This window comes from Serratia proteamaculans, from assembly GCF_946227095.1.
GTDB lineage: Bacteria > Pseudomonadota > Gammaproteobacteria > Enterobacterales > Enterobacteriaceae > Serratia > Serratia proteamaculans_E.
In genome coordinates this window covers 147,715-169,436 of sequence record NZ_CAMISV010000007.1, presented here as the reverse complement: position 1 = coordinate 169,436, position 21,722 = coordinate 147,715, and the positions used below count along the sequence as shown (strand labels likewise).

At 56.6% G+C, this 21,722-nt stretch carries 21 protein-coding genes; 7 read left to right on the top strand and 14 right to left on the bottom strand.

Annotated features, from left to right (window positions below; all coding sequences use genetic code 11):
* Window positions 1-5 precede the first annotated feature (5 nt).
* Window positions 6-1,631 carry a TIGR04028 family ABC transporter substrate-binding protein gene (locus tag OC597_RS15740; RefSeq protein ID WP_261255998.1) on the bottom strand — a complete coding sequence of 542 codons (1,626 nt, stop codon included), beginning with the start codon at window positions 1,629-1,631 and terminating at the stop codon, window positions 6-8.
* Window positions 1,632-1,806: 175 nt separating this feature from the next.
* Here OC597_RS15740 and OC597_RS15735 point away from each other — a divergent pair, with 175 nt between their 5' ends.
* Window positions 1,807-2,055 carry a hypothetical protein gene (locus tag OC597_RS15735; RefSeq protein ID WP_261255995.1) on the top strand — a complete coding sequence of 83 codons (249 nt, stop codon included), beginning with the start codon at window positions 1,807-1,809 and terminating at the stop codon, window positions 2,053-2,055.
* 15 nt (window positions 2,056-2,070) lie between these two features.
* On the opposite strand, the gene OC597_RS15730 is transcribed toward OC597_RS15735, so the two are convergent.
* A complete protein-coding gene (locus OC597_RS15730; protein ID WP_261255993.1) occupies window positions 2,071-3,366 on the bottom strand; it encodes an MFS transporter in 1,296 nt (431 codons plus the stop codon).
* Between the two features lie 300 nt (window positions 3,367-3,666).
* On the opposite strand from OC597_RS15730, the gene OC597_RS15725 reads away from it, so the two are divergent.
* Window positions 3,667-4,383, top strand: a complete 717-nt coding sequence (locus OC597_RS15725) for a FadR/GntR family transcriptional regulator (protein ID WP_261255991.1) — start codon at window positions 3,667-3,669, stop codon at window positions 4,381-4,383.
* Between the two features lie 42 nt (window positions 4,384-4,425).
* Here OC597_RS15725 and OC597_RS15720 read toward each other — a convergent pair whose 3' ends face one another.
* Window positions 4,426-5,679: an enolase C-terminal domain-like protein gene (locus OC597_RS15720; protein WP_261255989.1), complete on the bottom strand. Its 1,254-nt coding sequence runs from the start codon at window positions 5,677-5,679 to the stop codon at window positions 4,426-4,428.
* Between the two features lie 337 nt (window positions 5,680-6,016).
* On the opposite strand from OC597_RS15720, the gene OC597_RS15715 reads away from it, so the two are divergent.
* From OC597_RS15715 to idnD, 3 genes are all read left to right on the top strand, one after another.
* Window positions 6,017-6,784 carry an SDR family oxidoreductase gene (locus OC597_RS15715; RefSeq protein ID WP_099064573.1) on the top strand — a complete coding sequence of 256 codons (768 nt, stop codon included), beginning with the start codon at window positions 6,017-6,019 and terminating at the stop codon, window positions 6,782-6,784.
* Window positions 6,785-6,891: 107 nt separating this feature from the next.
* Window positions 6,892-8,256: an MFS transporter gene (locus tag OC597_RS15710; RefSeq protein ID WP_261255985.1), complete on the top strand. Its 1,365-nt coding sequence runs from the start codon at window positions 6,892-6,894 to the stop codon at window positions 8,254-8,256.
* Window positions 8,256-9,302: an L-idonate 5-dehydrogenase gene (idnD, locus tag OC597_RS15705; protein WP_261284963.1), complete on the top strand. Its 1,047-nt coding sequence runs from the start codon at window positions 8,256-8,258 to the stop codon at window positions 9,300-9,302. Before OC597_RS15710 ends, idnD begins: the two co-directional genes overlap by 1 nt.
* Window positions 9,303-9,329: 27 nt before the next feature.
* Here the strand turns inward: idnD and OC597_RS15700 are convergent, their stop codons facing one another.
* A complete protein-coding gene (locus OC597_RS15700; RefSeq protein ID WP_261284964.1) occupies window positions 9,330-9,959 on the bottom strand; it encodes an alanyl-tRNA editing protein in 630 nt (209 codons plus the stop codon).
* Window positions 9,960-10,043: 84 nt separating this feature from the next.
* Here OC597_RS15700 and OC597_RS15695 point away from each other — a divergent pair, with 84 nt between their 5' ends.
* Window positions 10,044-10,979 (top strand): LysR family transcriptional regulator, encoded by a 936-nt coding sequence (locus OC597_RS15695; RefSeq protein ID WP_262209442.1) that lies wholly within the window; start codon window positions 10,044-10,046, stop codon window positions 10,977-10,979.
* Here the strand turns inward: OC597_RS15695 and alkB are convergent.
* Window positions 10,962-11,609: a DNA oxidative demethylase AlkB gene (gene alkB / locus OC597_RS15690; protein WP_176979563.1), complete on the bottom strand. Its 648-nt coding sequence runs from the start codon at window positions 11,607-11,609 to the stop codon at window positions 10,962-10,964. The genes OC597_RS15695 and alkB overlap by 18 nt on opposite strands.
* 140 nt (window positions 11,610-11,749) lie before the next feature.
* Here alkB and rarD point away from each other — a divergent pair, with 140 nt between their 5' ends.
* Entirely contained in the window at window positions 11,750-12,643 is an 894-nt protein-coding gene (gene rarD, locus OC597_RS15685) for an EamA family transporter RarD (protein ID WP_262209440.1), read from the top strand.
* Between the two features lie 25 nt (window positions 12,644-12,668).
* Here the strand turns inward: rarD and OC597_RS15680 are convergent, their stop codons facing one another.
* The 9 genes from OC597_RS15680 to citC all read right to left on the bottom strand — a co-directional run bounded on the left by OC597_RS15680 (window position 12,669) and on the right by citC (window position 21,542).
* Window positions 12,669-13,364, bottom strand: coding sequence for a 4'-phosphopantetheinyl transferase family protein (locus OC597_RS15680; RefSeq protein ID WP_262209439.1), 696 nt, complete (start codon window positions 13,362-13,364; stop codon window positions 12,669-12,671).
* A 103-nt stretch (window positions 13,365-13,467) separates the two neighbouring features.
* Entirely contained in the window at window positions 13,468-14,697 is a 1,230-nt protein-coding gene (gene agp, locus OC597_RS15675) for a bifunctional glucose-1-phosphatase/inositol phosphatase (RefSeq protein WP_261255970.1), read from the bottom strand.
* A 150-nt stretch (window positions 14,698-14,847) separates the two neighbouring features.
* Window positions 14,848-16,311, bottom strand: coding sequence for an anion permease (locus OC597_RS15670; RefSeq protein ID WP_261462733.1), 1,464 nt, complete (start codon window positions 16,309-16,311; stop codon window positions 14,848-14,850).
* Between the two features lie 28 nt (window positions 16,312-16,339).
* Window positions 16,340-17,224 carry a triphosphoribosyl-dephospho-CoA synthase CitG gene (gene citG / locus OC597_RS15665; protein WP_410071717.1) on the bottom strand — a complete coding sequence of 295 codons (885 nt, stop codon included), beginning with the start codon at window positions 17,222-17,224 and terminating at the stop codon, window positions 16,340-16,342.
* On the bottom strand, window positions 17,202-17,750 hold the full coding sequence (gene citX / locus OC597_RS15660) for a citrate lyase holo-[acyl-carrier protein] synthase (protein WP_262209438.1): 549 nt from the start codon (window positions 17,748-17,750) through the stop codon (window positions 17,202-17,204). The genes citG and citX overlap by 23 nt, the downstream gene beginning before the upstream one ends.
* Window positions 17,751-17,754: 4 nt before the next feature.
* The gene (gene citF / locus OC597_RS15655) at window positions 17,755-19,260 is read right to left on the bottom strand and encodes a citrate lyase subunit alpha (RefSeq protein WP_261425988.1); all 1,506 of its coding nucleotides are present in this window, start codon (window positions 19,258-19,260) and stop codon (window positions 17,755-17,757) included.
* A complete protein-coding gene (gene citE / locus OC597_RS15650) occupies window positions 19,260-20,180 on the bottom strand; it encodes a citrate (pro-3S)-lyase subunit beta (protein WP_017893387.1) in 921 nt (306 codons plus the stop codon). Before citE ends, citF begins: the two co-directional genes overlap by 1 nt.
* Window positions 20,164-20,472, bottom strand: coding sequence for a citrate lyase acyl carrier protein (gene citD / locus OC597_RS15645; protein ID WP_262209436.1), 309 nt, complete (start codon window positions 20,470-20,472; stop codon window positions 20,164-20,166). The genes citE and citD overlap by 17 nt, the downstream gene beginning before the upstream one ends.
* On the bottom strand, window positions 20,469-21,542 hold the full coding sequence (gene citC / locus OC597_RS15640; protein ID WP_262209434.1) for a [citrate (pro-3S)-lyase] ligase: 1,074 nt from the start codon (window positions 21,540-21,542) through the stop codon (window positions 20,469-20,471). The genes citD and citC overlap by 4 nt, the downstream gene beginning before the upstream one ends.
* Window positions 21,543-21,722: the final 180 nt, after the last annotated feature.

Below are 21,722 nucleotides of genomic sequence, written 5' to 3'. Positions count from 1 at the left end.
TCTCCCTAATGTTTCTCTAACCAGGCGCCGTAGAAACTCGGGCGACCCACGGCTTCGAAACTCACCCCCTTCAGATAAGGCGCGCCGGCAAATACCTGCGGCTCCTCAAAGAATGGGATCACGTACGCCTGATCGAGCAGGTAATTTTGTGCCTCACCGGCAATCTGCAGGCGTTTTTGCGCATCCACCTCAGAGGCAATGCCCAGCAGTAGCGCGTTCAGCTTGTCGTCGCTGAACTGGCTGTTTTTACCGGAGCCGCCTTGCTGCAACAGCGCATCGCGGTTGGTCGGGTAGAACTGGCTTTTAATCACGTCCGGATCGGCCCGCCCCACTTCCACCACCGCCGCCGGGGTTTTCTGCGGGTCGAGGTTATCGGCCACCCGGCTACCGGCGTCACCGGCCAGAATGTTCAAGCGCGCGCCGACCTTGCCCCACTGCTGCGAAACCAGTTGCAACACCGCCTTGTTCTGCGGTTGCGGCAGTGATTCATAGACATTCAGCAGCAGTTTTTTACCGTCTTTCTCACGCAGGCCGTCGCTGCCCTTTTTCCAGCCCGCCTCATCCAGCAGGCGGTTGGCCAGTTGCGGATCGAACTTCAGCTTGGCGGACAAGTCGACAAAACCAGCGGCGGAAGAGGCAATCACCGATTTGGCCTGTGGGTAGTTAACCGAGAACAGCGTATCGACGATCTGCTTGCTGTCGGTGGCATGCAGTAGCGCCTGACGCACGCGCAGGTCGCTTACCAGCGGGTTATCCGGTCGGAAGGCGACGCTGTCATTCACGCCACGCGTTGGGGCCGCGTAGATGGTGAAACCCTGATCCTGAGTCTGCTTCTCGTCGTAGGCCTGGATCTGGCGAATAAAGTCTGCCTGCCCGGCTTGCAACGCACCAATGCGCACACTGTCCTCACCGGTGACAATCACCTTGATCGCGTCCAGATTGGCGCGCCCTTGCTGAGCCAGCCTGGCCGGACCCCAGTGATAATCTTTGCGAACGCTAAGGCTGACCTCACGCCCCAGCGTCTCGGCGCTGACCACAAACGGGCCGGATCCGATGATATGGCGCGCATCGCCGAGTTGGTCATAGTTGCGGTTCAGGGTGCTGAGCGAAACCAACCCCGAGCCAATCGTGGCGGTACCCTGCAGGAAACCTGGCGACGAGTGCTTGAAGTAAAATTTGACGGTTAACGGGTCGATCACTTCGCTGTGGTCGTAGTTATTGATGACTTCAGACACCGGCAGGCGTTTCTCTTTATTGCCCAGGCCATAGGTGTCGAAGTTTTTCGCTACCGCGCTAGCATCCAGCGGAGTGCCGTCGGAGAAGGTCACGCCCGGCCGCAGCTTGAAGGTGTATTCGGTTTTGTCGGCGTTGCTGCTCCAGGATTCGGCGATCCACGGCTCAATCTCCAGCGTTTGCGGGTTCTGGTAGGTCAGTTTGTCAGTGATTTGATTGAGGATGCCGCCATTGGGGTAGAAACCGCCGGAAGGCGGGTAGAGGTTGGTGTGCGCCTGCTGTTCCAGATAGATCAATGTGCCGCCCTGCACCGAGGCCAGCGCCGGACTCATCGCCGCCGCCAGGCCCAATGCCACCGTTATCCCGCTGGTTAATCTATTGAAAGAGAAATTAAACATCGTATGCCACGCCTTCTTTATTTCGGAATGTTATGGGTTAGATAACAAACCAAATCGGCGAGGAGTTGAACGAACTAATTTCGCTAACCAATGGCGGAAAATGCACAAGGCATCGGTGGTTGGCAGAACGGATGTTTTGTTATAACGTATCAGAAATCAAACCGGGAAGACCAAAATGAAAATTCAGCTCTCGCTGTTGTTCCTTGGCTTGTTAGCCGGACGCGCCGCCGCGTTTCAGTCCAGGGTGCCAGAACCCCAGCCTGAACAGACGCGCGCAGCGGAAAATAATATCGAGAATAGGTTTTACGGCTTTCATGCGCTGGATGCGCAAACGGTCAATGTCGGCACCTGCGCCGCCTTGCCGCAGGCCGGATGCCAGTGTGCTTTCTGCACCATGCTGCGACAGGCCGGGCCGACGAAATAACCGGTCCGGCATAGCTTATCGGCAGGCTGCGACGCCAGGGGTCACAACTTTTTGTGGTGTGTTAGAGAAACGGGTCAGTGCCGTCAGTACCACCGCGATGACCAGCGAAGTGCCCATAAAGATATAGGAAGCCTGCGGCCCCTGCGTAATACCGTTGAGATAGCCGACAATCCAGGCCCCCACAAATGACCCCAGTGCGCCAAAACTCACGATAAATGCCATCGCCCCCGCCATCACGTTGCGTGGCAATAGCTCCGGGATCGCCGCAAAGAACGGGCCATAAGGCGTATACATAGCTCCGCCGGCAATCACCAGCAAGACGTAGGACAACCAAAAATGGTTAGCACCCAGTGTGAAAGACGCGCAGAAACAAACCGCCCCCAACCCCAGAAACAACAGCACCACCAGCTTGCGCTGTTGATACTTATCAGAGAAATAGGATGCACCAAGCATCAGCGGCACCGCCAACAAATAAGGTGCAGCAGACAACCAGCCGGTAGCGACAATCCCCATGCCGGAAGCGGTTTTCAAGATCGACGGCAGCCACATAATGAAACCGTACATACCGATATTCCAGAAGAAATGAATAAACGACAGTGCCAATACCTTGCGTGACCGAAAGGCCTCGCCGTAATTTTTAATCGGTTGCATACCGGTCTGTTCAGCGGCGAGGGCGGCCTCAAGAGCAGCTTTCTCCTGCTCACTGAGCCAGGTGGCATCTTTTGGCCGATCGACAAAGATCACCCACCAGATTGCCGCCCAGATAATGGCCGGCACCCCTTCAATGATAAACATGCCACGCCAGCCAAAGGCGTCCACCAGATAACCGGACAGTATCGACATCCACAGCACGGTAATCGGGTTGCCAAGAAACAGGAAAGTATTGGCTTTCGAGCGTTCCTGCTTGGTAAACCAATGGCTGAGGAACACCAGCATCGCCGGCATCACGACGCTTTCCGCCACCCCAAGCAGGAAGCGGATCGCCGCCAACGTTGCCACATTGCTGACCAAACCGGTAGCGGTGGCCAAAATGCCCCACAACACCAGGCTCCAAAAAATCAGCCCCTTGGCACTGCGTTTCTCGGCGTAAATTCCTCCCGGCACTTGGAAAAAGAAATAACCGAGGAAAAATAGCGCCCCCAAGAGTGAAGACATACCCGGCGTAATATTGAGATCGTGCGCCAGCCCTGCGGCCGCTCCAAATCCGTAATTGGCACGATCCAGGTAGGCCAGGCTGTAGGTAATGAAAGCCAGCGGAATAAGCTTTCGCCAGCGGATCGGTGCCAGCTTGGTGGGTAAATTGATGCTCATATTCGTTTTCCCCAGGAATTTTAATGGATGCCGGTTTATACCTAATGACCGCGCTTGTTGGTGCCCTTTTAAACATCTGATGTCATACCTTAACCTGTATGACATCACTCAAGGTTAAAAATGAATCACATTTCGGTCGTATTCAATGGCCAGTGCTTCGAATTGAAATGACGATCACAAAATAAATTTATTCTCCCGACCTGGTGTCAGCCACGCAAAAATGTGGCGAACAGCTTCACACCTGCGGCATGGCGTGCTATACCACAGGCATGTTGTAGGACAACTTATGCGATGGATATCATGAGTCTTCAATCAATCCAAAAACACAACGTGGTCAACGCGGTCTATGAGCAAATAAAGGAAAAACTGTTGGACGGCAGTTGGCCGCCTGGCAGCAAACTCCCCTCAGAAGCGGAACTGACCACCTCTTTCAACGTCAGCCGGGTCAGCATTCGCAGCGCGGTGCAGCGTCTGCGCGATCTGGGCATCGTGGTGACCCATCAGGGCAAAGGCAGTTTTGTCGCCCAACACCTCAATCCACAGAGCCTGTTCAATGAACAGCAACCGATCATGCACCTCAGCCGTGAAGAGTTTCACGACATGATGGTGTTCCGCCAAACGGTGGAGTTCAAATGTATGGAGCTGGCGGTATTAAACGCCACGCCCGAGGACATTACCGCGCTGGAACAAGCCCTGAACCGCATGCTGATCAACAAAGACGATTACAAAAAGTACTCTCAGGCCGATTTTGAGTTTCACCTGGCCATAGCCAAAGCGTCACAGAACAAGGTGTTCTACAACGTGATGAACTCAATCAAAGACACCTATTACTACTACCTGGAAGAACTGAACCGGGCATTGGGGATTTCTTTGGAAAGCGTCGAGGCACACATCAAGGTGTTTATGGCGATTAAAAACCGCGATTCTTCTACCGCCGTTGCAGTACTCAACGAGGCGATGGCGGACAACGTCACCGCCATCGAAAAACTCAGACAGGCCACACCGGACACCGAGTGATGCACTTTCAAAGGGCGCAATTAAATGCGTCCACAGGTGAGGTTAAGGCCGTGACGCCGTGCCGTCCGGCGTACGTGCCAGAGTCCAGGACGGGATACCGCCGATACACGGGTACTGCGCCGCTTTTTGCTCATCGATATCTATACCTAACCCTGGGCGAACGCTCAGGTAGGCATAACCCCGCTCAATTTCCGGACAGCCGCTAAACACTTCACGCAAGGCGTCATTCATCGGCGTGTATTCCTGAATACCAAAATTGGTCACGCTCATATCCAGGTGCAGGTTGGCGGCGACGCCGACTGGAGAAATGTCGCCCGGCCCGTGCCAGGCGGTACGTACCCCATGGATTTCACTCAGCGTCGCCAATTTTTTCGCCGGGGTAATACCGCCAATGGTGCTGACGTGACAACGGATATAGTCGATCAGGTTATTGGTAATCAGCGGTTTCCAGTCATTGACGTTGGTGAACAGCTCCCCCATTGAGATCGGCGTGGAGGATTGTTGGCGCAACATTTTCAGCCAGTCGATATTTTCAGGTGCCACCGGGTCTTCGAGGTAAAACAGTTGGTATGGCTCCAGCGTTTTGGCCAGTTGAACGGCGGCGATTGGCGTTACCCGCTCATGTACATCATGAATAAACTCAATGCCGAAGCCCAGCTTATTGCGCAGGTGTTCAAACAGACGCGGCACGCTTCTCACGTAGGCATCCGGATCAAAATAGATGCCCGGCGTACTGCCGCGCGGGGAACGTTTGGGCTGAATATTTTTTGCCCGCGCCAACTGGGTAGCAATCAGTTTCAGATCGTCCGTGCCCGCCCCGCCGTACATTCCCATCTGACAACGCACATATTGGTAGCCCTCTTCCATGCGTGCACGGATGTTGTCCTCTACCTCAAACTCATCGCTGCCGTCGGTATGGCAATACAGCGCAATACCGTCGCGGCATTGGCCGCCCAAGAGTTCATAAACGGGCAGACCGGCGACTTTCCCTTTGATGTCCCACAGCGCCATATCCACACCGGACAGGGCATTGTTCATGATCGGACCGCTGCGCCAGTAGCCGCTTACGCAGGCAGACTGCCAGATATCCTCGATGCGCGATGGATCCTTACCGATTAGAAACGGTGCCATATAGTCGTCGATGGCCGTTTTCACCGCATGAATGCGTTGAGTGAAGGTCGCGCACCCCAGGCCATATAGGCCCGGTTGGTTCGTCTCGACCTTCACTACAGCCAGATCGATACCGCCTGGCGCGGTGAGAATAGTTTTCACGCCGGTGATTCTTAGATTACCCACTGTAAACTCCTTTGCCGCCAACTCATCAGTTGTCCTACAAGGTGTGGTTAAATTTATATCATCGATAGTGCATGGGCTAAAGCGTCGTTCAAAAATTATGTGCGCTGTGTCATGAAAACAAACCCAACCAATTGTTTTACATTGCAATTGTTTAATGTTGGATTTTTCTTTTGTGATCCGCGCTTCAAAAACCATTTAACAGAATTGATTTCTGCCAAGGCTTAACGCAACGTTTATATGAATGATGTCATACATGTTGAACGGCACTAAGCTTAACACGATGCCAATAACGGTACATGCCGAATCAGGATCCTATAACCAACAGTAAGAGGTTGATATGTCTGCTCTGTTCGATTTAACGGGGAAAACGGCGCTGGTCACCGGTTCTTCTCGCGGATTAGGTTTTTCCTACGCTGAGGGGTTGGCTGCGGCCGGAGCCAGCGTCATTTTAAACGGTACGCAACCTGCAACGGTACAGGCCGCGGTCGAGCGACTGCAATCTCAAGGTCTGCAGGCGCGCGGTTTCGCCTTTGACGTTACCGATGAACAAGCCATAGAGGCGGTATTCAATCAGCTCGACGAGGAACGGGTTGAGGTTGATATTGTGATCAATAATGCCGGTATTCAGTACCGTAGCCCCCTGCTCAACCTGGAGTTGGAACAGTGGCAGCGGGTGCTCGATACCAACCTGACCAGCGCATTTATCGTTGGTCGAGCCGCCGCTAGGCGGATGATCGCCCGCGGTAAAGGGGGGAAAATCATTAACATCGGTTCGCTGACCAGCCAAGCCGCCCGCGCCACGGTTGCGCCTTATACCGCCGCCAAAGGTGGCATCAAGATGCTCACCTGTTCAATGGCCGCCGAGTGGGCCGAGTTTAATATTCAGTCCAACGCCATCGGTCCGGGTTATATATTGACCGATATGAATGCCGCGCTGGTTGATAACCCCGAGTTCGATGCCTGGGTGAAAGCCAGCAATCCCTCTAAACGCTGGGGTAAACCAGAAGAGCTGATCGGCACCGCCGTGTACCTCGCGTCCAATGCTTCCAACTACGTGAATGGACAGATTATTTACGTCGATGGCGGTTGGTTGGCCGTACTGTAACCCTGACCCGCTTTAAATCTGTTTACTTACCCGTGGCGTATGACTGTTACGGGGGCATCTCTGTAGCCAAAATTTATAAAAATAAACACCCTGACCAGGACAACACTATGAAAGCAACAAAATCGCGATTCTTTATTCTGTCGCTGTTGTTTATTGTGACGGCTATAAATTATATGGACCGGGCCAACCTGTCCGTCGCCGGCAGTAAAATTCAGTCTGAGTTCGATCTCAGCGCCACCCAACTGGGTTTACTGTTTTCCATGTTTACCTGGTTCTACGCCGCCAGCCAGATCCCGGTTGGTTACGTACTGGATCGCATTGGCTCACGGATACTTTACGGCAGCGCCATTATTCTGTGGAGCGTCTTTACTTTCCTGATGGGCTTCGCCTCGCATCATTTGTTCGCCACTGCAACAGCATCATTCTTAATGCTGCTGGCCTGTCGGGCGCTGATTGGTATTGCCGAAGCCCCCTCCTTCCCCTCCAACACCAAGATCATCGCCAGTTGGTTCCCCGACCACGAGCGGGCACGCGCCACGGCGATTTATTCCAGCGCACAATATATCGGGCTGGCACTGTTAACCCCGGCGTTGTCCTTTGTGGTGGCGGATTACGGTTGGGAGATGTCATTCTACCTGTCCGGCGGCGTTGGCATCCTGTTTGGCATTTACTGGTTAGTTAAATATCGCGATCCGCAACACAGCAGTAAAACCAACCAACAGGAGTTGGATTACATTCGTGAAGGCGGTGGCTATGGTTCAAAAAACCAGGCCTGTGTCAGTGAAAAAGTGCGCTGGCGCGATATCGCCTTTTTCCTGAAGAATCGCACCGTCTGGGGCCTGTTCATCGCCCAGTTCGCTTGCTCATCCACACTCTATTTCTTCCTGACCTGGTTTATTGTTTACCTGGAGAAAGGTCTGCACTTACCGATCGCCAAAGCCGGGCTGGGTGCTTCATTCCCCTATCTGATGGCGATGGCAGGCGTACTGTGTGGCGGTACGCTGAGTGATATGCTGCTGAAAAAGGGCAAATCCCGCACCTTTGCCCGCAAACTGCCGGTGATGTCCGGCCTGTGTCTGACCATGATTATCTGCCTGGTCAATTTTTTCGAAGATCAACCGGTCATCGCCATCGCCATCTTGTCCATCGCCTTTTTCGCCAACGCCTTTTCCAATCTGGGTTGGGTGGTCTGGAGCGATGTGATCCCACGTAATTTTATCGGCACTATGGGCGGCTGCCTGAATATCTGCGGCAACCTTTCCGGCATCATCAGTCCAATAGTCATTGGCGTCATTCTGCAACGCACCAATAACTTCCACTATGCAATGTGGTATATCGCCGCCGTAGCCCTGATGGGTCTGTTGGCCTACACCTTCCTGGTCGGCAAGATTGAAGTGATCGTACCCCCGAAATCCGATCAACCTTTAGCACCGCGCTCCAACGCGGATCTCCACAAACTTGAGGCAAAATAATGAGCAAACGGATCCTAAGCTGTAAAGCCTGCTTCGCCTACGGTGAAAAAGATGTGCGCGTTGAGCAACGCGAGCTGGAATACGATGAGAATGACGTACTGGTGAAGGTCGAACGCGGCGGTATCTGTGGCTCGGATATCCATTATTACCAGCACGGCCGTGCCGGCATGTCGATCCTCAAACACCCGATGGTCGTCGGGCATGAATTCGTCGGTACCCTTAGCCAGGTGCCGGCCGGTTCGGCATTGCGGGTGGGACAGAAGGTGGCCATCAATCCGTCGCAACCCTGTAATCATTGCGAATACTGCCTGGCAGGCAAACAGAACCTCTGCGCCACTATGCGTTTTATGGGCAGTGCGCAGTTTAATCCGCACGTTGACGGCGGATTTTCCGAATACGTGGTAGCCACAGAACAACAATGCATTCCCTATCGCGATGACGTATTCCCACAGATCATGGCCTTTGCCGAACCGCTGGCGGTTGCCATTCATGCCGTCAATGTCGCGGGCACGCTAGTGGGCAAACGTGTGCTGGTGATCGGTGCCGGCCCTATTGGCTGTTTGATCCTGGCCGCCGCCCGCAGTGCCGGTGCCGCCGAACTGGTGGCTTCCGACGTCAGTGAACGCTGCCTGGAGCTGGCGCGACAAATGGGCGCGACCAACACCTTTAACCCGCTGGAGGAAGGCAGCGCTACTGTTTATCAGAGCAATAAAGGCTATTTCGACGTGGTGTTTGAGGCCTCCGGCAGCCCGGCGGCCATCGCATCCACCGTGGCGCTGGCCCGCCCTGCCGGTACCGTGGTGCAGGTAGGCATGGGAGCCACTAACGTTGACTATCCGGTCATGCCGATGCTGGTGAAGGAAATCCGTTGGGTAGGTTCATTCCGTTTTGTCGATGAATTTGCCACCGCCGTTAAATGGCTACAGGACGGCCGTATCGATCCACTGCCACTGCTCAGCGGTGAATATCCACCGGAAGCCATCGAAAACGCACTGATCGCAGCCGGTGACAAAACGTTGTCTTCCAAGGTGCAGATCAAATTCTGATCCCCTGCCGAGCCGGGCTGAAAGCACTCAGCCCAGCTCATACTGCACAATCAACTGCCCTTTTTTCATCTTGAGCGCGGTGATGTTTACCGCCCCCAACTCACCCAGTGAAGATACATGGGTGCCGCCGCAGCCATAGGCAGGCAGCTCGCCGAACCCCACCTGACGCATGCCGTCGACTTCTACTTGCTTGCGAGGTAAATCCGCCGCGATCAGCCGCTCCAGCTCCGCGTCCAGAAAATCCTGATCCAGAGTTTGGGGCTCAGCGCCCGGTGCAAAAGTAATGCGCCCTTCACCCGGCCAGTGGTGCGCCTTGACCGGTTGCCAGCCGCGCGTTTCGCCCAACCAGCCAATCAGGTGCCCGGCGGAGTGCCAGCGGGTATGTAACCGGCGCTGCTCGCCCTCAACCTGCACGCTGACCGGGCCAAGAGGCACGGGGTCGGCGGTAAAATGCAGCACCTGATCCCCCTGTTGTGCCACACGCAACACCGCAATAGCACCCAGCCTGCCGCCATCTGCCGGTTGTCCGCCGCCCTGAGGGTGAAACAGCGTGGCGTTCAGTGTTATCGCGTATCCGCCGCCTTCAACCGGAGTACAGGCCAGCACCTGCGCTTCAGCCTGCAAATCGTCGCTGTAAAAATAGAGTCGTTCGGTCATGATTTTTCTCCTGGTTAGAGGCCCCATTATATTCATGCCATAATCAAAGCATAATCCATCAACTTTACAATGGACCTTTGCGCTGTGAGCACAAATCTCTCTCATTCACTACTGGCCGAAATGGCCGTATTTGTTCAGGTGGTGGAAAGCGGCAGTTTTTCCGCCGCCGCTCGTCAACTGGGCACCTCTCCCTCTGCCGCCAGCCGCAGCGTGGCCAAACTCGAACAGGCGTTGGCGTTGCAACTGCTGCACCGTACCACGCGCAAACTGCGCCTGAGTGAACAAGGTGAAGAGGTGTTTCTGCGCTGTCGCAGCATGCTGGACGCCGCGCACTCGGTGATGGCCTTCAGCGGTCGGGGCGCGGTAGAACCGGAGGGGCTGGTCAGCGTCAGCGTGCCCAAGGCGGTGGGCCGCTTTGTATTGCATCCGCATATGCCGGAGTTTTTACGCCGTTACCCCAAGGTAGATGTTCGCCTGCGGCTGGAAGACCGCTATATGGATCTGATTGACGATCGGGTCGATCTGGCGCTACGCATTACCGAACGCCCCTCTCCCGGCTTGATCGGCCGCCAGTTGATGACCATCGAACACCTGCTGTGCGCCACCCCCGGTTATCTGGCACAGCACGGCACGCCGCAGCATCCGCAGGATTTGGCGCAGCACAGCTGTATTTATCTGGGGGAAACGCCCAACGACGCCCGCTGGAAATTCCGTCAGGCCGGTAAAACGGTCACGGTGAACGTGCACGGGCGCTATGCCGCCAACCATACCGGCGTGCGGCTGGATGCGGTGAAACAGCACATTGGCATTGGTAGCCTGCCGTACTTTACGGCCCGGCAGGCGCTGGACAGCGGTGAGGTGGTGCAGGTGCTGCCAGAATGGGACTTTCTCAGCAGTTATCACGGCGGCCTGTGGCTGCTGTATGGCCCCAACCAGCATCTGCCGCCCAAACTGCGGGTGTTTATCGATTATCTGGTCGCCTGTCTGGCGAAAGAACCACAGCTAAAGCGCCTTGCGTAGGGTGATATTGATCCGGTGTGGGCCCACCAGCGAATGATAGCCCTCTTTGATCGGCATAATACCGTGGAAGCACAGCCGCGACGGGCCCCCCCACACCACTACGTCACCGTGCGCCAGCGGAATGCGTTGGGCGCGGTCACTGCGCTGCATGCCACCAAACTGGAACACCGCCGGTAGCCCCAGTGAGACCGAAACGATCGGCGAGCCGAAATCATGCTCGTCTTTATCCTGATGCAACGACAGCTTGCTGCCCGGATCGTAACGGTTCATCAGGCAGGAGTCCGGCACGAAAGGGGCAAAGCCCGCTTGCTGCGCCGCTTCATCCGCCAGCGCCATCAGAATCGCCGGGATCGGCGGCCAGCGCTTGCCACTGCGCGAGTCGCGTTCGGAGTAACGGTAGCCCCGGCTGTCACTGCTCCAGCCATTGCCACACCAGCTCATCGCCACCGACATCACGTGGCCACCCGGGGTGGTCATGTGCCGCCAGGGCACCTGGGCGATCACCCCATTCACCGCGGCCAGCAACTCCGGGCCATGATCGCGCACAAAGCCGTGCATCACCACCGCTCCTGGGGCAATCTGCTCCCGCCACGGCGGCGGTACGGCGTCTTCAAAAAGATCGAGGGTCATCACAAAACACCTGTATTAATACACAGTACTTATTTTAACCCGCCAGCGCCGATTGTCCAGTGTGATGCGCGGCATTGTTGTCGGCACCAAACTTCACTAGAGTAGGCGGCAATAAAATCAATCACTTTTCAGGACAGTCCGTGATTAAAGGAATAACCCTTTCCGTTATCGCCTCGATATTGTTCGGCGTGATGTATTACTACACCTCCACCCTGACCCCGCTCGACGGCGAGCAAGTGTTTGGCTGGCGCACGCTACTGACGGTGCCATTTTTGACCCTGTTTATGGTGATTTCCGCCGACTGGCGCAAAGTCAGCGAAACCCTGTGCTGGATAAAACAACGGCCGCGTCGCCTGCTGTTTCTGCCGCTGAGTTCGGCACTGTTGGGGGTTCAACTCTGGTTGTTCCTGTGGGCACCCTTGCACGGCAAAGCGCTGGAGGTATCACTCGGCTATTTCCTGTTGCCGCTGACCATGGTGCTGGCAGGCCGTCTGATCTTCCGCGATCGGCTTTCTCTGTTGCAAAAATTGGCGGTTGCCTGCGCGATCATCGGCGTTGGCAATGAACTGTATCAGGTGGGCGGCGTCTCCTGGACCACGCTGGTAGTGGCGCTGGGCTATCCGGTTTACTTTATTCTGCGCCGACGTTTCGGCACCGATAATCTCGGCGGGCTGTGGTGTGAACTGACGCTGATGCTGCCGGTCGCTGCCTGGTTTGCCTTCGGGGGTAACGGACCGCTGGCCGCGCTGAGCGTCAGCCCGACGCTGTATTGGCAAATCCCTCTGTTGGGGGTGATCAGCGCCGCTGCACTGGTGTGTTATATCCTGGCCAGTCGCCTGTTGCCGTTCAGCCTGTTCGGTTTACTGAGCTACGTGGAGCCGGTACTGCTGGTGATCGTGGCGCTGTTGCTCGGCGAGAGCATCGGCGGGAATGAATGGCTGACCTATATTCCGATCTGGCTGGCCGTGCTGTTGTTGGTGTCGGAAGGTGCTGGTCATCTATTGCGCCGGCAGCGGATAAAATCAACCACGTGACAGTGCAACGCATTTATTACATTGATTACAAACAAATAAATGTAGTGACATCGTCACTTTCATGCCAGTAGCGGCCACTAAAACGTCGGCCGACATGGCAATGCGGCGTGAGCTGTTTAAGCAGTTCCAATTCAAAAGTCTGCTGTTGTGGATCGAGTTCCACCAGGCGCGCATCGAGAAAATCAAAATAGCTGCGCACCTGTGGGTACAAGGCCTTGAACAAGCTTTCTTTGGCGGAGAATACCAGCGTCAACAGCTGGTTAAATGCCAGTGGTTGTGCGCGCAACTGATCACACTCCGCCTCGCTGACAATAGCGCGCCACAACTCCTCCGCCCGTGCGGCAGGGATCAGCGTTTCAACGTCCAGCCCCACGCCACCCAACCCCGTTTCCCGATGTACGGCGCAAAGCGCAGTATCCGCATTATGACTGAGCGCACCGGCAATGCCCGGCGGCCACTGCGGCGCACGGTCCTCGCCACGCAATAAGGTGAAGTCGGCAAACCCCAGCGACGTCAGTAACTCTCGTGCCAGGTAACGCCCGGCCAGATACTCCGCCCGCCGCTTTGGCACCGCCCGTGACAGATGATCGGGCAGTGTCATGCCGATTTCGTCAAAACAGCTGTCCTGATAATGGGCCAAAGAAAAGTGGCAACGCGCGACCTGCCCCGGGTAATTGTCCAGGTTCAGCCATTCAATACTGGGGATAAAAGAAGAGAACACTTGCCGTCCATGTTAGGTGTGTAAGCGCTAATCTTAGACGCCGAACCCACGGGCAACAATGATTATTCCTCTCCCCCGACATTGAGGGAGAGGAACGGCAAGATTACAGAATGCCTTTCATGGTTTTTTCGAAGTCGCTCCAGGCGCAGTAACCCTGTTTATCTATCGGGCAACCTTTCAGCGCCAAAGTTACGCGCTGCGGCGGGGTTTTCAGCGTCAGCGGGCTGGCATTACGCAACTGATCGGTGGATTGATACACGTACTCAATCTTCAGCAGGTCACGATCGTTTTTCTTGTCGTGCCAGCGCTGGAACACCAGCTTGCCGCCAATCGGCGTTTTCTCATATTGATGCGGCAGTTGGTACGGTTGGAACTCCATCGCCGACAGCAGAGAAGCGATGTTGGAATCGTGGCCCACCAGCACCGTCACTTTCGGTGAATCCGGCTTGCGTTCGCCAATCAGTGCGCCGTTGATGTAGGTCAGCAGCGGTTTGGCCACGTTCTGCGCCACCACCGGCGAGGTGAACAACGAATCCTGATAGCCGTCTTTCAGCTGCGCCAACTGTTTCCACTGCTGCGGCGTGGTGATTTTGCCCCAGGCCACGTCCTTCATCGGGAAGCCTTCGTAATATTGCAACATGAAGGCATCCACCAGCGAGTTGCCCACCCGCAGCGGGCCGGCGACGCCCGGCTCTTTGCCCGGTACCGCACTCATTTTGCTGGCTTCTTTGGTCAGATCGCAGTGCTTGTCGGTTTTACAGCTGCTGGAATCTTTGTAATCGATGATTTTCGCCAGTTGTTTATAAGCCGCATCCAGCTTCAGCGAGGCCAATTCTTTGTTCATCGCCCCCAGTGCCTGTTGATTGAAAGCGTCGCTGTTGTCGGTGATGATTGGATTGAAGGTCGGATCCATCTCCCCCATTTTATCCTGGTGATGCACGCTGATGTCACAGCCTGGGAAAGCGCCGTTGGTAAAGAACTGCGCGGTCGCTACCGTGCGTTGCAGGCTATTGGCATAAACATAAACGCTGCCGGCCGTCGGGCAGCCTTCCTGCGGCAGTACTCCGGTTTGTTTCAGCCACGCATTAAAATAGTGGCCCATATACACTTCCAGCACCCCGCCCTTGGTGGTCAACAGGCCACCCGGTGTGTCCCAGGCCGGCCAGGCTTTAGGCGTGGACTGTGCCAGCACGCTGCCGTTATTGGCCAGTGGCGCACGCAGGTTATGGCGGCTCATCACCAGCACCTGATCCAATTGATAGTCGTTGGTTTCCGCCAGGGCAGTCCCGGTCATTAATAACGGCAAGCACAGCAATAAGGCTTTTCTTTTCATCCGCAGAGGCTCCAGGAAAATGATTATTTTTAATGTGTTAGCTTTTGCTTCGCTATGATGGAGAGGTTAACGGGGAAAGTGTGTGATGGGTATCACAAGGAGAGGTCTGCCCAGCGGCCATCCGCAGATGACCGCCGTTAACTCAAAAAACTACAGCCACAAACGCATGATTGGCCAGCCGATCAACAGCAGCGCGGCGATATACACCACGCCGAGAATACCGCCCATGCGCCAGTAGTCTTTCGACTTCACATAGCCGCAGCCGTAGATGATCACCCCAGGGCCGGTGGCGTACGGCGTCAGCACGCCCATGATGCCGATCGACAGTACCAGCAGCATCGACAGTTGCTCCATCGGCACCCCCGGCAACCCTTTACCGACCGCCAGGATCACCGGCAGCATAGTCGCCGTGTGTGCCGACAGGCTGGCAAACAGGTAGTGGGCAAAGTAGAACACCAGCACCAGCGCCACCACCGTCATATTCGGTGAAAAACCGTCCAGGTGGGTGCTCATGGTTTGGGCGAACCAGTCGATAAAGCCGGAACGCGTCAGGCCGTTGGCCATCACCACCAGCGTCGCCAGGTTAACCAGCGTATTCCAGGCGCTGGAATATTTGGTGATCTCCTTCCACGACACCACGTGCAGCGCCAACATCAAGGATACCGCCAGCAGGCAAACCGTGGTGGCATCCAACAGCTTACCGCCAAACACCCACAGGCACAGGCTGAGCAGCACCAGGCCAATCAGCGTGTATTCCTTGCGTGTCAGCTTGCCCATTTCGGCCAGCGCGGTATTGGCCCAGGTTGCCACCTCGCTGCTGTGGGTCACGCCCGGTTTGTACAGGTAATAGGAGATCAACGGCGCGATAATCAACAGCAGCAGCCCGACCGGCAGGAAGGCCAGGAACCACTGCATCCAACTGATATGCACCCCGGCAATCTTGCTGACGAACTCGATCCCCAGCACGTTCGGCGCGGCACCGGTGACAAACATCGAGGAGCTGATACTGGTCCCCACCACCATCATCCACATCAGGTAGCCGCCGATACGGCGCGCGGAGGGATCATTGGGGAAGGAGTCAAACAGCGGCGGCAGGTTTTTCACCACCGGGAACACGGTACCGCCAGTACGGGCGGTATTGGACGGGGTAAAGGGTGCCAGCAGAATGTCGATGATCACCACCGCATAGCCGAGCGTCAGAGTACGCTTGCCCATAAACTTCACCAGGAACAACGCAATACGTCGCCCCAGCCCGGTCGCTTCGTAGCCGAGTGCGAAGATAAAGGCACCGAACACCAGCCAGACGGTGGTGCTGGAGAACCCCGCCAGCCCCCATTTCAAGGCCTCTTTACCGGCCTTAAAGCCCGGTTCTGCCAGCTCCTGCGCACCGAACAGCACCCAATTGGCACTCAACACGCTGAGGGTCACGGCGATAAAGCTGATCGCCGTCGCCGGGATCGGCTCCAGGATCATGCCGACAATCATCGCCACAAAAATGGCAAAGTAACGCCAAGCCTGCGGCGGCATGCCGTCCGGCGTGGGTATCCATAACAGGATAGCCAGCACCAGCAACGGCGTTAGCGCTTTCCAGATTTTTTCCTTGGTTTCGGACATAAGTTTCTCCAGAGACGGGATATTGTTTTTAGTTCGGTAACTGCGCCAGTAGCCAGGTAACGATTAACAGGTCGGCGCTGCCGCCGGGGCTGAGGTTGCGCATGATGCAGTCGGCGTCAAACTGCCGCAGGCGCTGTATGCCCTGCTCGCCCTGCGCCCCACCTTGTGCCAACAGCCCGGCGGCACGCTGCTGAAACCAGTGCAAGCCTTCGATGCCGCCGCGCGAAGCGACGTTGGTGTCATCGTTGTGGGCCATCAGCCACAGCAGGCTGTCCATCAGCGCGGTCTGTTCATCACAGCCGGCGTTCAGCCGTTGTCGGTACAGCGGTAAAGCGCCGTTAATCACCCGATCGAAGCCGGATTCGGCCTCGCCGCGCGCGCCACTCAGGCCATGCTCGGCAAACAACCGCTGACCGGCAGTCTGCAACGCGTTGTGCTGTTGCAGTTCACGCACCACCAGCCCGTCACACATCGTCGCCACTTCGGCGCACAAGGTTTTGGCGTTGATATGGCGTTGCTGCTGATCACAACGACCGTAGGCGGCACACAGCAGGCCAAGTGAAAACACGCTGCCTTTGTGGGTGTTGACGCCGCCGGTGGCCTGGAACATGTGGTTTTCGCAGGCCAGTCCCAACGGACGCAGCCGCAATAACTGCTCGGCTGCCGGGCGGAAAGCATCGTCGCGGCCCTGGCGGATAAAGCGCGGCAGCCAGATGCCAATGGCACGGGCGCTGCGGTAAAAATGACCGAGGTTCATATCCCGATGTGCGCCGTTGTTATGACGATCCACCAGGCCCGGTTTGGGGGTCAGATTCACTTCCACCAGCAGCGCCCGGTAGGCCGCATGGGCGAAGTCCCCGACTTGCGTTTGGGGGACGAATCGGACGGGATCAGCGGGTAGCGAGTGCATCATTGAGCATCCTTTCCATTTCCTGCAGCAGCTGTTCACTGCTGTGCTGCCGTTGGCGGGCGCAGAGTTTGGCCGGTTGGCTGCACAGCAGACAGCGACGTTCCGCCAACCCCAGGTCGCGGCGCGACAAAATGCGCCCCTGTGAGTCCAGCACGTCGATATCCCACAGTCGGCCAATCGGCTGCTGCACTTCCAACTGCATGGCGCAGTCTTTCACCCGCTGGGCATCGGCCTGTAGCGCCACAAAACCTTCGCAGCCGGTGGACAGCGGCAGCGTTTCAGCCTGCAGGCAGTGCCAGCCCTGCTCGACCCACATGTGTTGCAACGCCTGCCAACCCAGGTTGAAGATATTGCGCGTCAGCGCGCTGTCTTTTACCCCACCGGGCACCACCAGCGTCAGCACCAGCAAGGTAGACTGATGCTGTGCCAGCCACGCCTGCTGGCGGGCCTGACGACATTCGCGGCTGGTGAGCAGTTCCGGCAGGCTGACTGCGCGGTTGGTGGCCAGTTCAGGAAGGACGCTAGCCATAGGATTACTCCGCCACCTGATGCACCACGTCGATCACCGAACCGTCGCGATAGCGCACGACCGCCACCACCTTGTCGGTAAAGACGATCGGCTCCGGTTCACCGGTCAGCAGCAGCGCCCGCTGGCGCAGCCAGTCGATGTCGACCACCGGCAAACCGGCCTCTTTCAGCCGCTGCGCCAACTCTGGCCGCGCCGGGTTAACGGCAATACCATGATCGGTAACCAGAATGTCGATGCTGGAGCCGGGCGTGACACAGGTGGTCACCTGCTCGACCAGCGTTGGGATGCGCCCACGCACCAGCGGTGCCACGATGATCGCCAGCCGCGCCGCCGCCGCAGTATCACAGTGGCCGCCAGAGGCACCGCGCAGCACGCCGTCGGAACCGGTCAGCACGTTAACGTTGAACCCGGTGTCGATTTCCAATGCGCTCAGCACCACCACGTCAAGCCTATCGACCGAGGCGCCCTTCGAACTGAAGTTGGCGTATTGGTTGGCGCTGATCTCAATGTGATTAGGGTTACGCGCCAGCGACATCGCCGCCGCGCGGTCGAAGCTCTGCACGTCCAGCAGCCGGGTGATCAGCCCTTTCTCATGCAAATCCACCATGGTTGAGGTAATGCCACCGAGTGCAAAACCGGCGCGAATACCGCGCGCGCGCATCTTGTCTTCCAGAAAACGCGTCACCGCCAATGAAGCGCCACCGGTGCCGGTTTGCAGCGAGAAACCTTCGGTGAAGTAGCCGGAACCGGCGATCACTTCGGCAGCCCGGCGGGCAATCAGCAGTTCACGCGGGTTGGAGGTCATACGCGTGGCGTCGGCGCCAATCTTATCGGCGTCGCCCACCTGCGCCAGTTGAACGATCAGATCCACCCGATCCTGCGCCAGGCTGGCCGGATGATGCGGATAAGGCACAATCGCCTCGGTCAGCAACACCACGGTGCCCGCCGCGTCGGCATCCACTTTGGCGTAACCCAGCGAGCCGCAGCAGGCTTCGCCGCTGTAGCCATTGGCATTGCCGAACTCATCACAGGCCGGTACGCCAAGGAAGGCGACGTCAATCGCCAGTTCACCGGATTCGATCAGGTTAACCCTGCCACCATGGGAGTGGATCTGCACCGGTTCGGCCAGCAGGCCGCGTGAGATCGCGTCCGCCAGCGGGCCGCGCACACCGGAGGTATAAATCCGGCTTACCACTCCGTTGCGGATATGGCCAACCAACGGCGCATGGCATTCGCTCAGCGAGCTGGAGGCCAGCGTCAGGTTGCGGAACCCCATCGCCGCCAGCGTTTCCATCACCTGATTCAGCGCCAGATCGCCACCGCGAAACGCATGGTGGAAAGAAATGGTCATGCCGTCCTGCAATCCGCTGCGGCGCACCGCCTGTTCCAGCGTGTCACAGCGTTTGATATCGCGGGGTTTACGCGCCTGTTGGTTAGCCTTGGAAGAGTCCTGATAGCAGCGCAAATCCGCCAGGTTGTTCAGGGTCATCAGTCGTTGTTGACGTTTCATTATGCTTCCTCTCCATGCTGAACCGAGGCTTCGCGGATGCCGGAAAGCGCTGCGCGCTGCAACACCAGCCGTGCGCGCTCAATCACCGGGCTGTCGACCATCTTGCCGTTGAGCGACACCACGCCGCGCCCTTCCTGCTCCGCCGCTGCGGCGGCATCCACCACCCGCTGGGCATGGGCCACCTCTTTGGCGGTAGGCGCATACAGGTTGTGCAGCAGTTCGATCTGCCGGGGGTTAATCAGGGATTTGCCGTCGAAACCGAGCTGTTTGATCAGCGCCGCTTCCTGCAGGAAACCGGCTTCGTTATTGGCGTCGGAATAGACCGTATCAAACGCCTGAATGCCTGCGGCCCGCGCCGCCTGCAACAGTGAGCAGCGCGCAAACAGCAGCTCGATGCCCTCGGGGGAACGTTCGGTACGCAGGTTGCGTACATAGTCTTCCGCCCCCAACGCAATACCGATCAACCGTGGCGAAGCATGGGCGATAGCCACCGCCTGAGTGATGCCCGCCGCCGACTCAATCGCTGCCAACAAGCCGGTGCTGCCGACCGGGCGTCCGCAGTCGGCTTCAATGGCGGCAATTTCGCGATCCATATCCACCACGTCCTGCGCGCTGTCAGTTTTCGGCAGGCGCACAATGTCGGCCCCACCACGCACTACCGCCTGCAGATCTGCCAGGCCGTAAGCAGAATCCAGCGCGTTAACCCGCACAATGGTTTCCACCTCCTGATACAGCGGATGTTGCAACGCGTGATAGACCAGCCGCCGCGCCGCGTCTTTCTCACGCAGGATCACCGAGTCTTCCAAATCAAACATCAGCGCATCGGCCTGATAGATAAAGGCATTACTCACCATCGCCGCATTGGCTCCGGGCACGAACAACATGCTGCGGCGCAGGCGGTGTTTATTCAGCGTTTTCATTAGGCGCCTCCCACGGCAACTGACCATTTTCACTGGCACGCATCAGTGCGGTTTCCAGCCGGGCCCGCAGCACGCAGTCGAGCGCACCTTTGTCGTCCACCATCACCTGCACCGGCTCCACCTGGTAGTGTTGCAGCACCTGCAGCAGCGTCTGGCGGATGGCTTCGCCGAACTGTTTTTCCACGCTGCTGGCGATCAGCAGATCGTGTTCCGGCCCCTCAGCGGGCGCGATGCGCACCATGACATCGCTGGACTCCAGCGTGCCGGCCATTGCTTCTCGGATAATTTTCATCTTTCACCTGATTGTGCGGATTCAAAGGGGGTGACTGCCGGTTTGGCCCGGCGCTGCGTTTGCAAATCTTGCAGGTAATACAGGGTGTCTGGCGGTACCAGCGGCGCGGCGGCGTGAAAATCGCCTGCCGCCAACAGCTTGCGTACCCAGGAGGCGGAGATCGCCGTGCCCTGATATTGCAAACGCTCAATTTCTACCAGCGCGATCGGCGGGCTGGGCAATGCTGGAGTTTCCAGCCAATAACGCATATCGCGGTTGTACTTCGCGGTGACCACGCAGAATGGCTCGTTGCCGACAAAACGGTGGGTGATACCCAGCGCGGGGGCCAGATACTGGCGAAAGATCTTGAGATCGATTTCGGTGTAACAGTCGTCGGCAATGCCCTGATCTTTAATGAAGTAACAAGGGAAAGTGGCGCGGGAAATGACGTATTGCGAACCTTCATGCACCGTCAGGTTAGGGATATCCGTAGTCCCTGCCAGTACCAGCCGCCGCCGGTCTTCATAGCTGAAACGCGAGGTGTTTTCCTTGACCAAAAACAGATGCAGCCAGTCGCATTTTTCTGCCGCCTGGCGCACCAGATACTGGTGACCGCGGGTAAAGGGGTTGGCATTCATCACGATGCTGCCAATGGTGTGGCCCGGCTGTCGCTGGCCCGCCAACTGGGCGGCGTACCGCTTCAGGCGGCACGGGCTGTTTTCCATCAGCACCACAATGCCCGGCACCTGGGCTATCGGATAAAAACCGCACTGGCGGAACAACGCTTCATTTTGGATTTTGGTGTAAATAAATAGCTGGGTGTGGTGGCGTTCATAAGCCAGATTGACCAGTTCAGTCGCCAGCCGCAGTGCCAACCCTTCGCCACGCATTTGTGGGCTGATAGCGACGCATTTGATAATATTGTCTGCAATGCCGCCGCAGGCGACCAATTCATCGTTTTGTGTCACGGTAATAAACATTTCAACCGTAGTATCAATATTCAGGTCGTTACTCCGCAGAAAGGCATTAATCTGCGCTATATTCTTATGATCTGATCTTCTTACTCGGTCAAATACGGCATCGCCCAACATAGCACACTCTCTGGGTTAACTAATAAATAACAAATTAAACAGAAAATAAACATCAATTAACATCTTTAGGAATAATTAAAACCTTAAAAACCATAAAGATAAAAGCGTTAAAACCACCGGACACATTTAATAAAACAATAGTAATCAGAAAAAAATAGCGAATTATTGACCTATTTCACA

Coding starts and splice junctions, on each gene's coding strand:
- OC597_RS15740 (WP_261255998.1), bottom strand. CDS start 1,631: ATGTTTAATTTCTCTTTCAATAGATTAACCAGCGGGATAACGGTGGCA.
- OC597_RS15735 (WP_261255995.1), top strand. CDS start 1,807: ATGAAAATTCAGCTCTCGCTGTTGTTCCTTGGCTTGTTAGCCGGACGC.
- OC597_RS15730 (WP_261255993.1), bottom strand. CDS start 3,366: ATGAGCATCAATTTACCCACCAAGCTGGCACCGATCCGCTGGCGAAAG.
- OC597_RS15725 (WP_261255991.1), top strand. CDS start 3,667: ATGAGTCTTCAATCAATCCAAAAACACAACGTGGTCAACGCGGTCTAT.
- OC597_RS15715 (WP_099064573.1), top strand. CDS start 6,017: ATGTCTGCTCTGTTCGATTTAACGGGGAAAACGGCGCTGGTCACCGGT.
- OC597_RS15710 (WP_261255985.1), top strand. CDS start 6,892: ATGAAAGCAACAAAATCGCGATTCTTTATTCTGTCGCTGTTGTTTATT.
- idnD (WP_261284963.1), top strand. CDS start 8,256: ATGAGCAAACGGATCCTAAGCTGTAAAGCCTGCTTCGCCTACGGTGAA.
- OC597_RS15700 (WP_261284964.1), bottom strand. CDS start 9,959: ATGACCGAACGACTCTATTTTTACAGCGACGATTTGCAGGCTGAAGCG.
- alkB (WP_176979563.1), bottom strand. CDS start 11,609: ATGACCCTCGATCTTTTTGAAGACGCCGTACCGCCGCCGTGGCGGGAG.
- agp (WP_261255970.1), bottom strand. CDS start 14,697: ATGAAAAGAAAAGCCTTATTGCTGTGCTTGCCGTTATTAATGACCGGG.
- OC597_RS15670 (WP_261462733.1), bottom strand. CDS start 16,311: ATGTCCGAAACCAAGGAAAAAATCTGGAAAGCGCTAACGCCGTTGCTG.
- citG (WP_410071717.1), bottom strand. CDS start 17,224: ATGATGCACTCGCTACCCGCTGATCCCGTCCGATTCGTCCCCCAAACG.
- citX (WP_262209438.1), bottom strand. CDS start 17,750: ATGGCTAGCGTCCTTCCTGAACTGGCCACCAACCGCGCAGTCAGCCTG.
- citF (WP_261425988.1), bottom strand. CDS start 19,260: ATGAAACGTCAACAACGACTGATGACCCTGAACAACCTGGCGGATTTG.
- citE (WP_017893387.1), bottom strand. CDS start 20,180: ATGAAAACGCTGAATAAACACCGCCTGCGCCGCAGCATGTTGTTCGTG.
- citD (WP_262209436.1), bottom strand. CDS start 20,472: ATGAAAATTATCCGAGAAGCAATGGCCGGCACGCTGGAGTCCAGCGAT.
- citC (WP_262209434.1), bottom strand. CDS start 21,542: ATGTTGGGCGATGCCGTATTTGACCGAGTAAGAAGATCAGATCATAAG.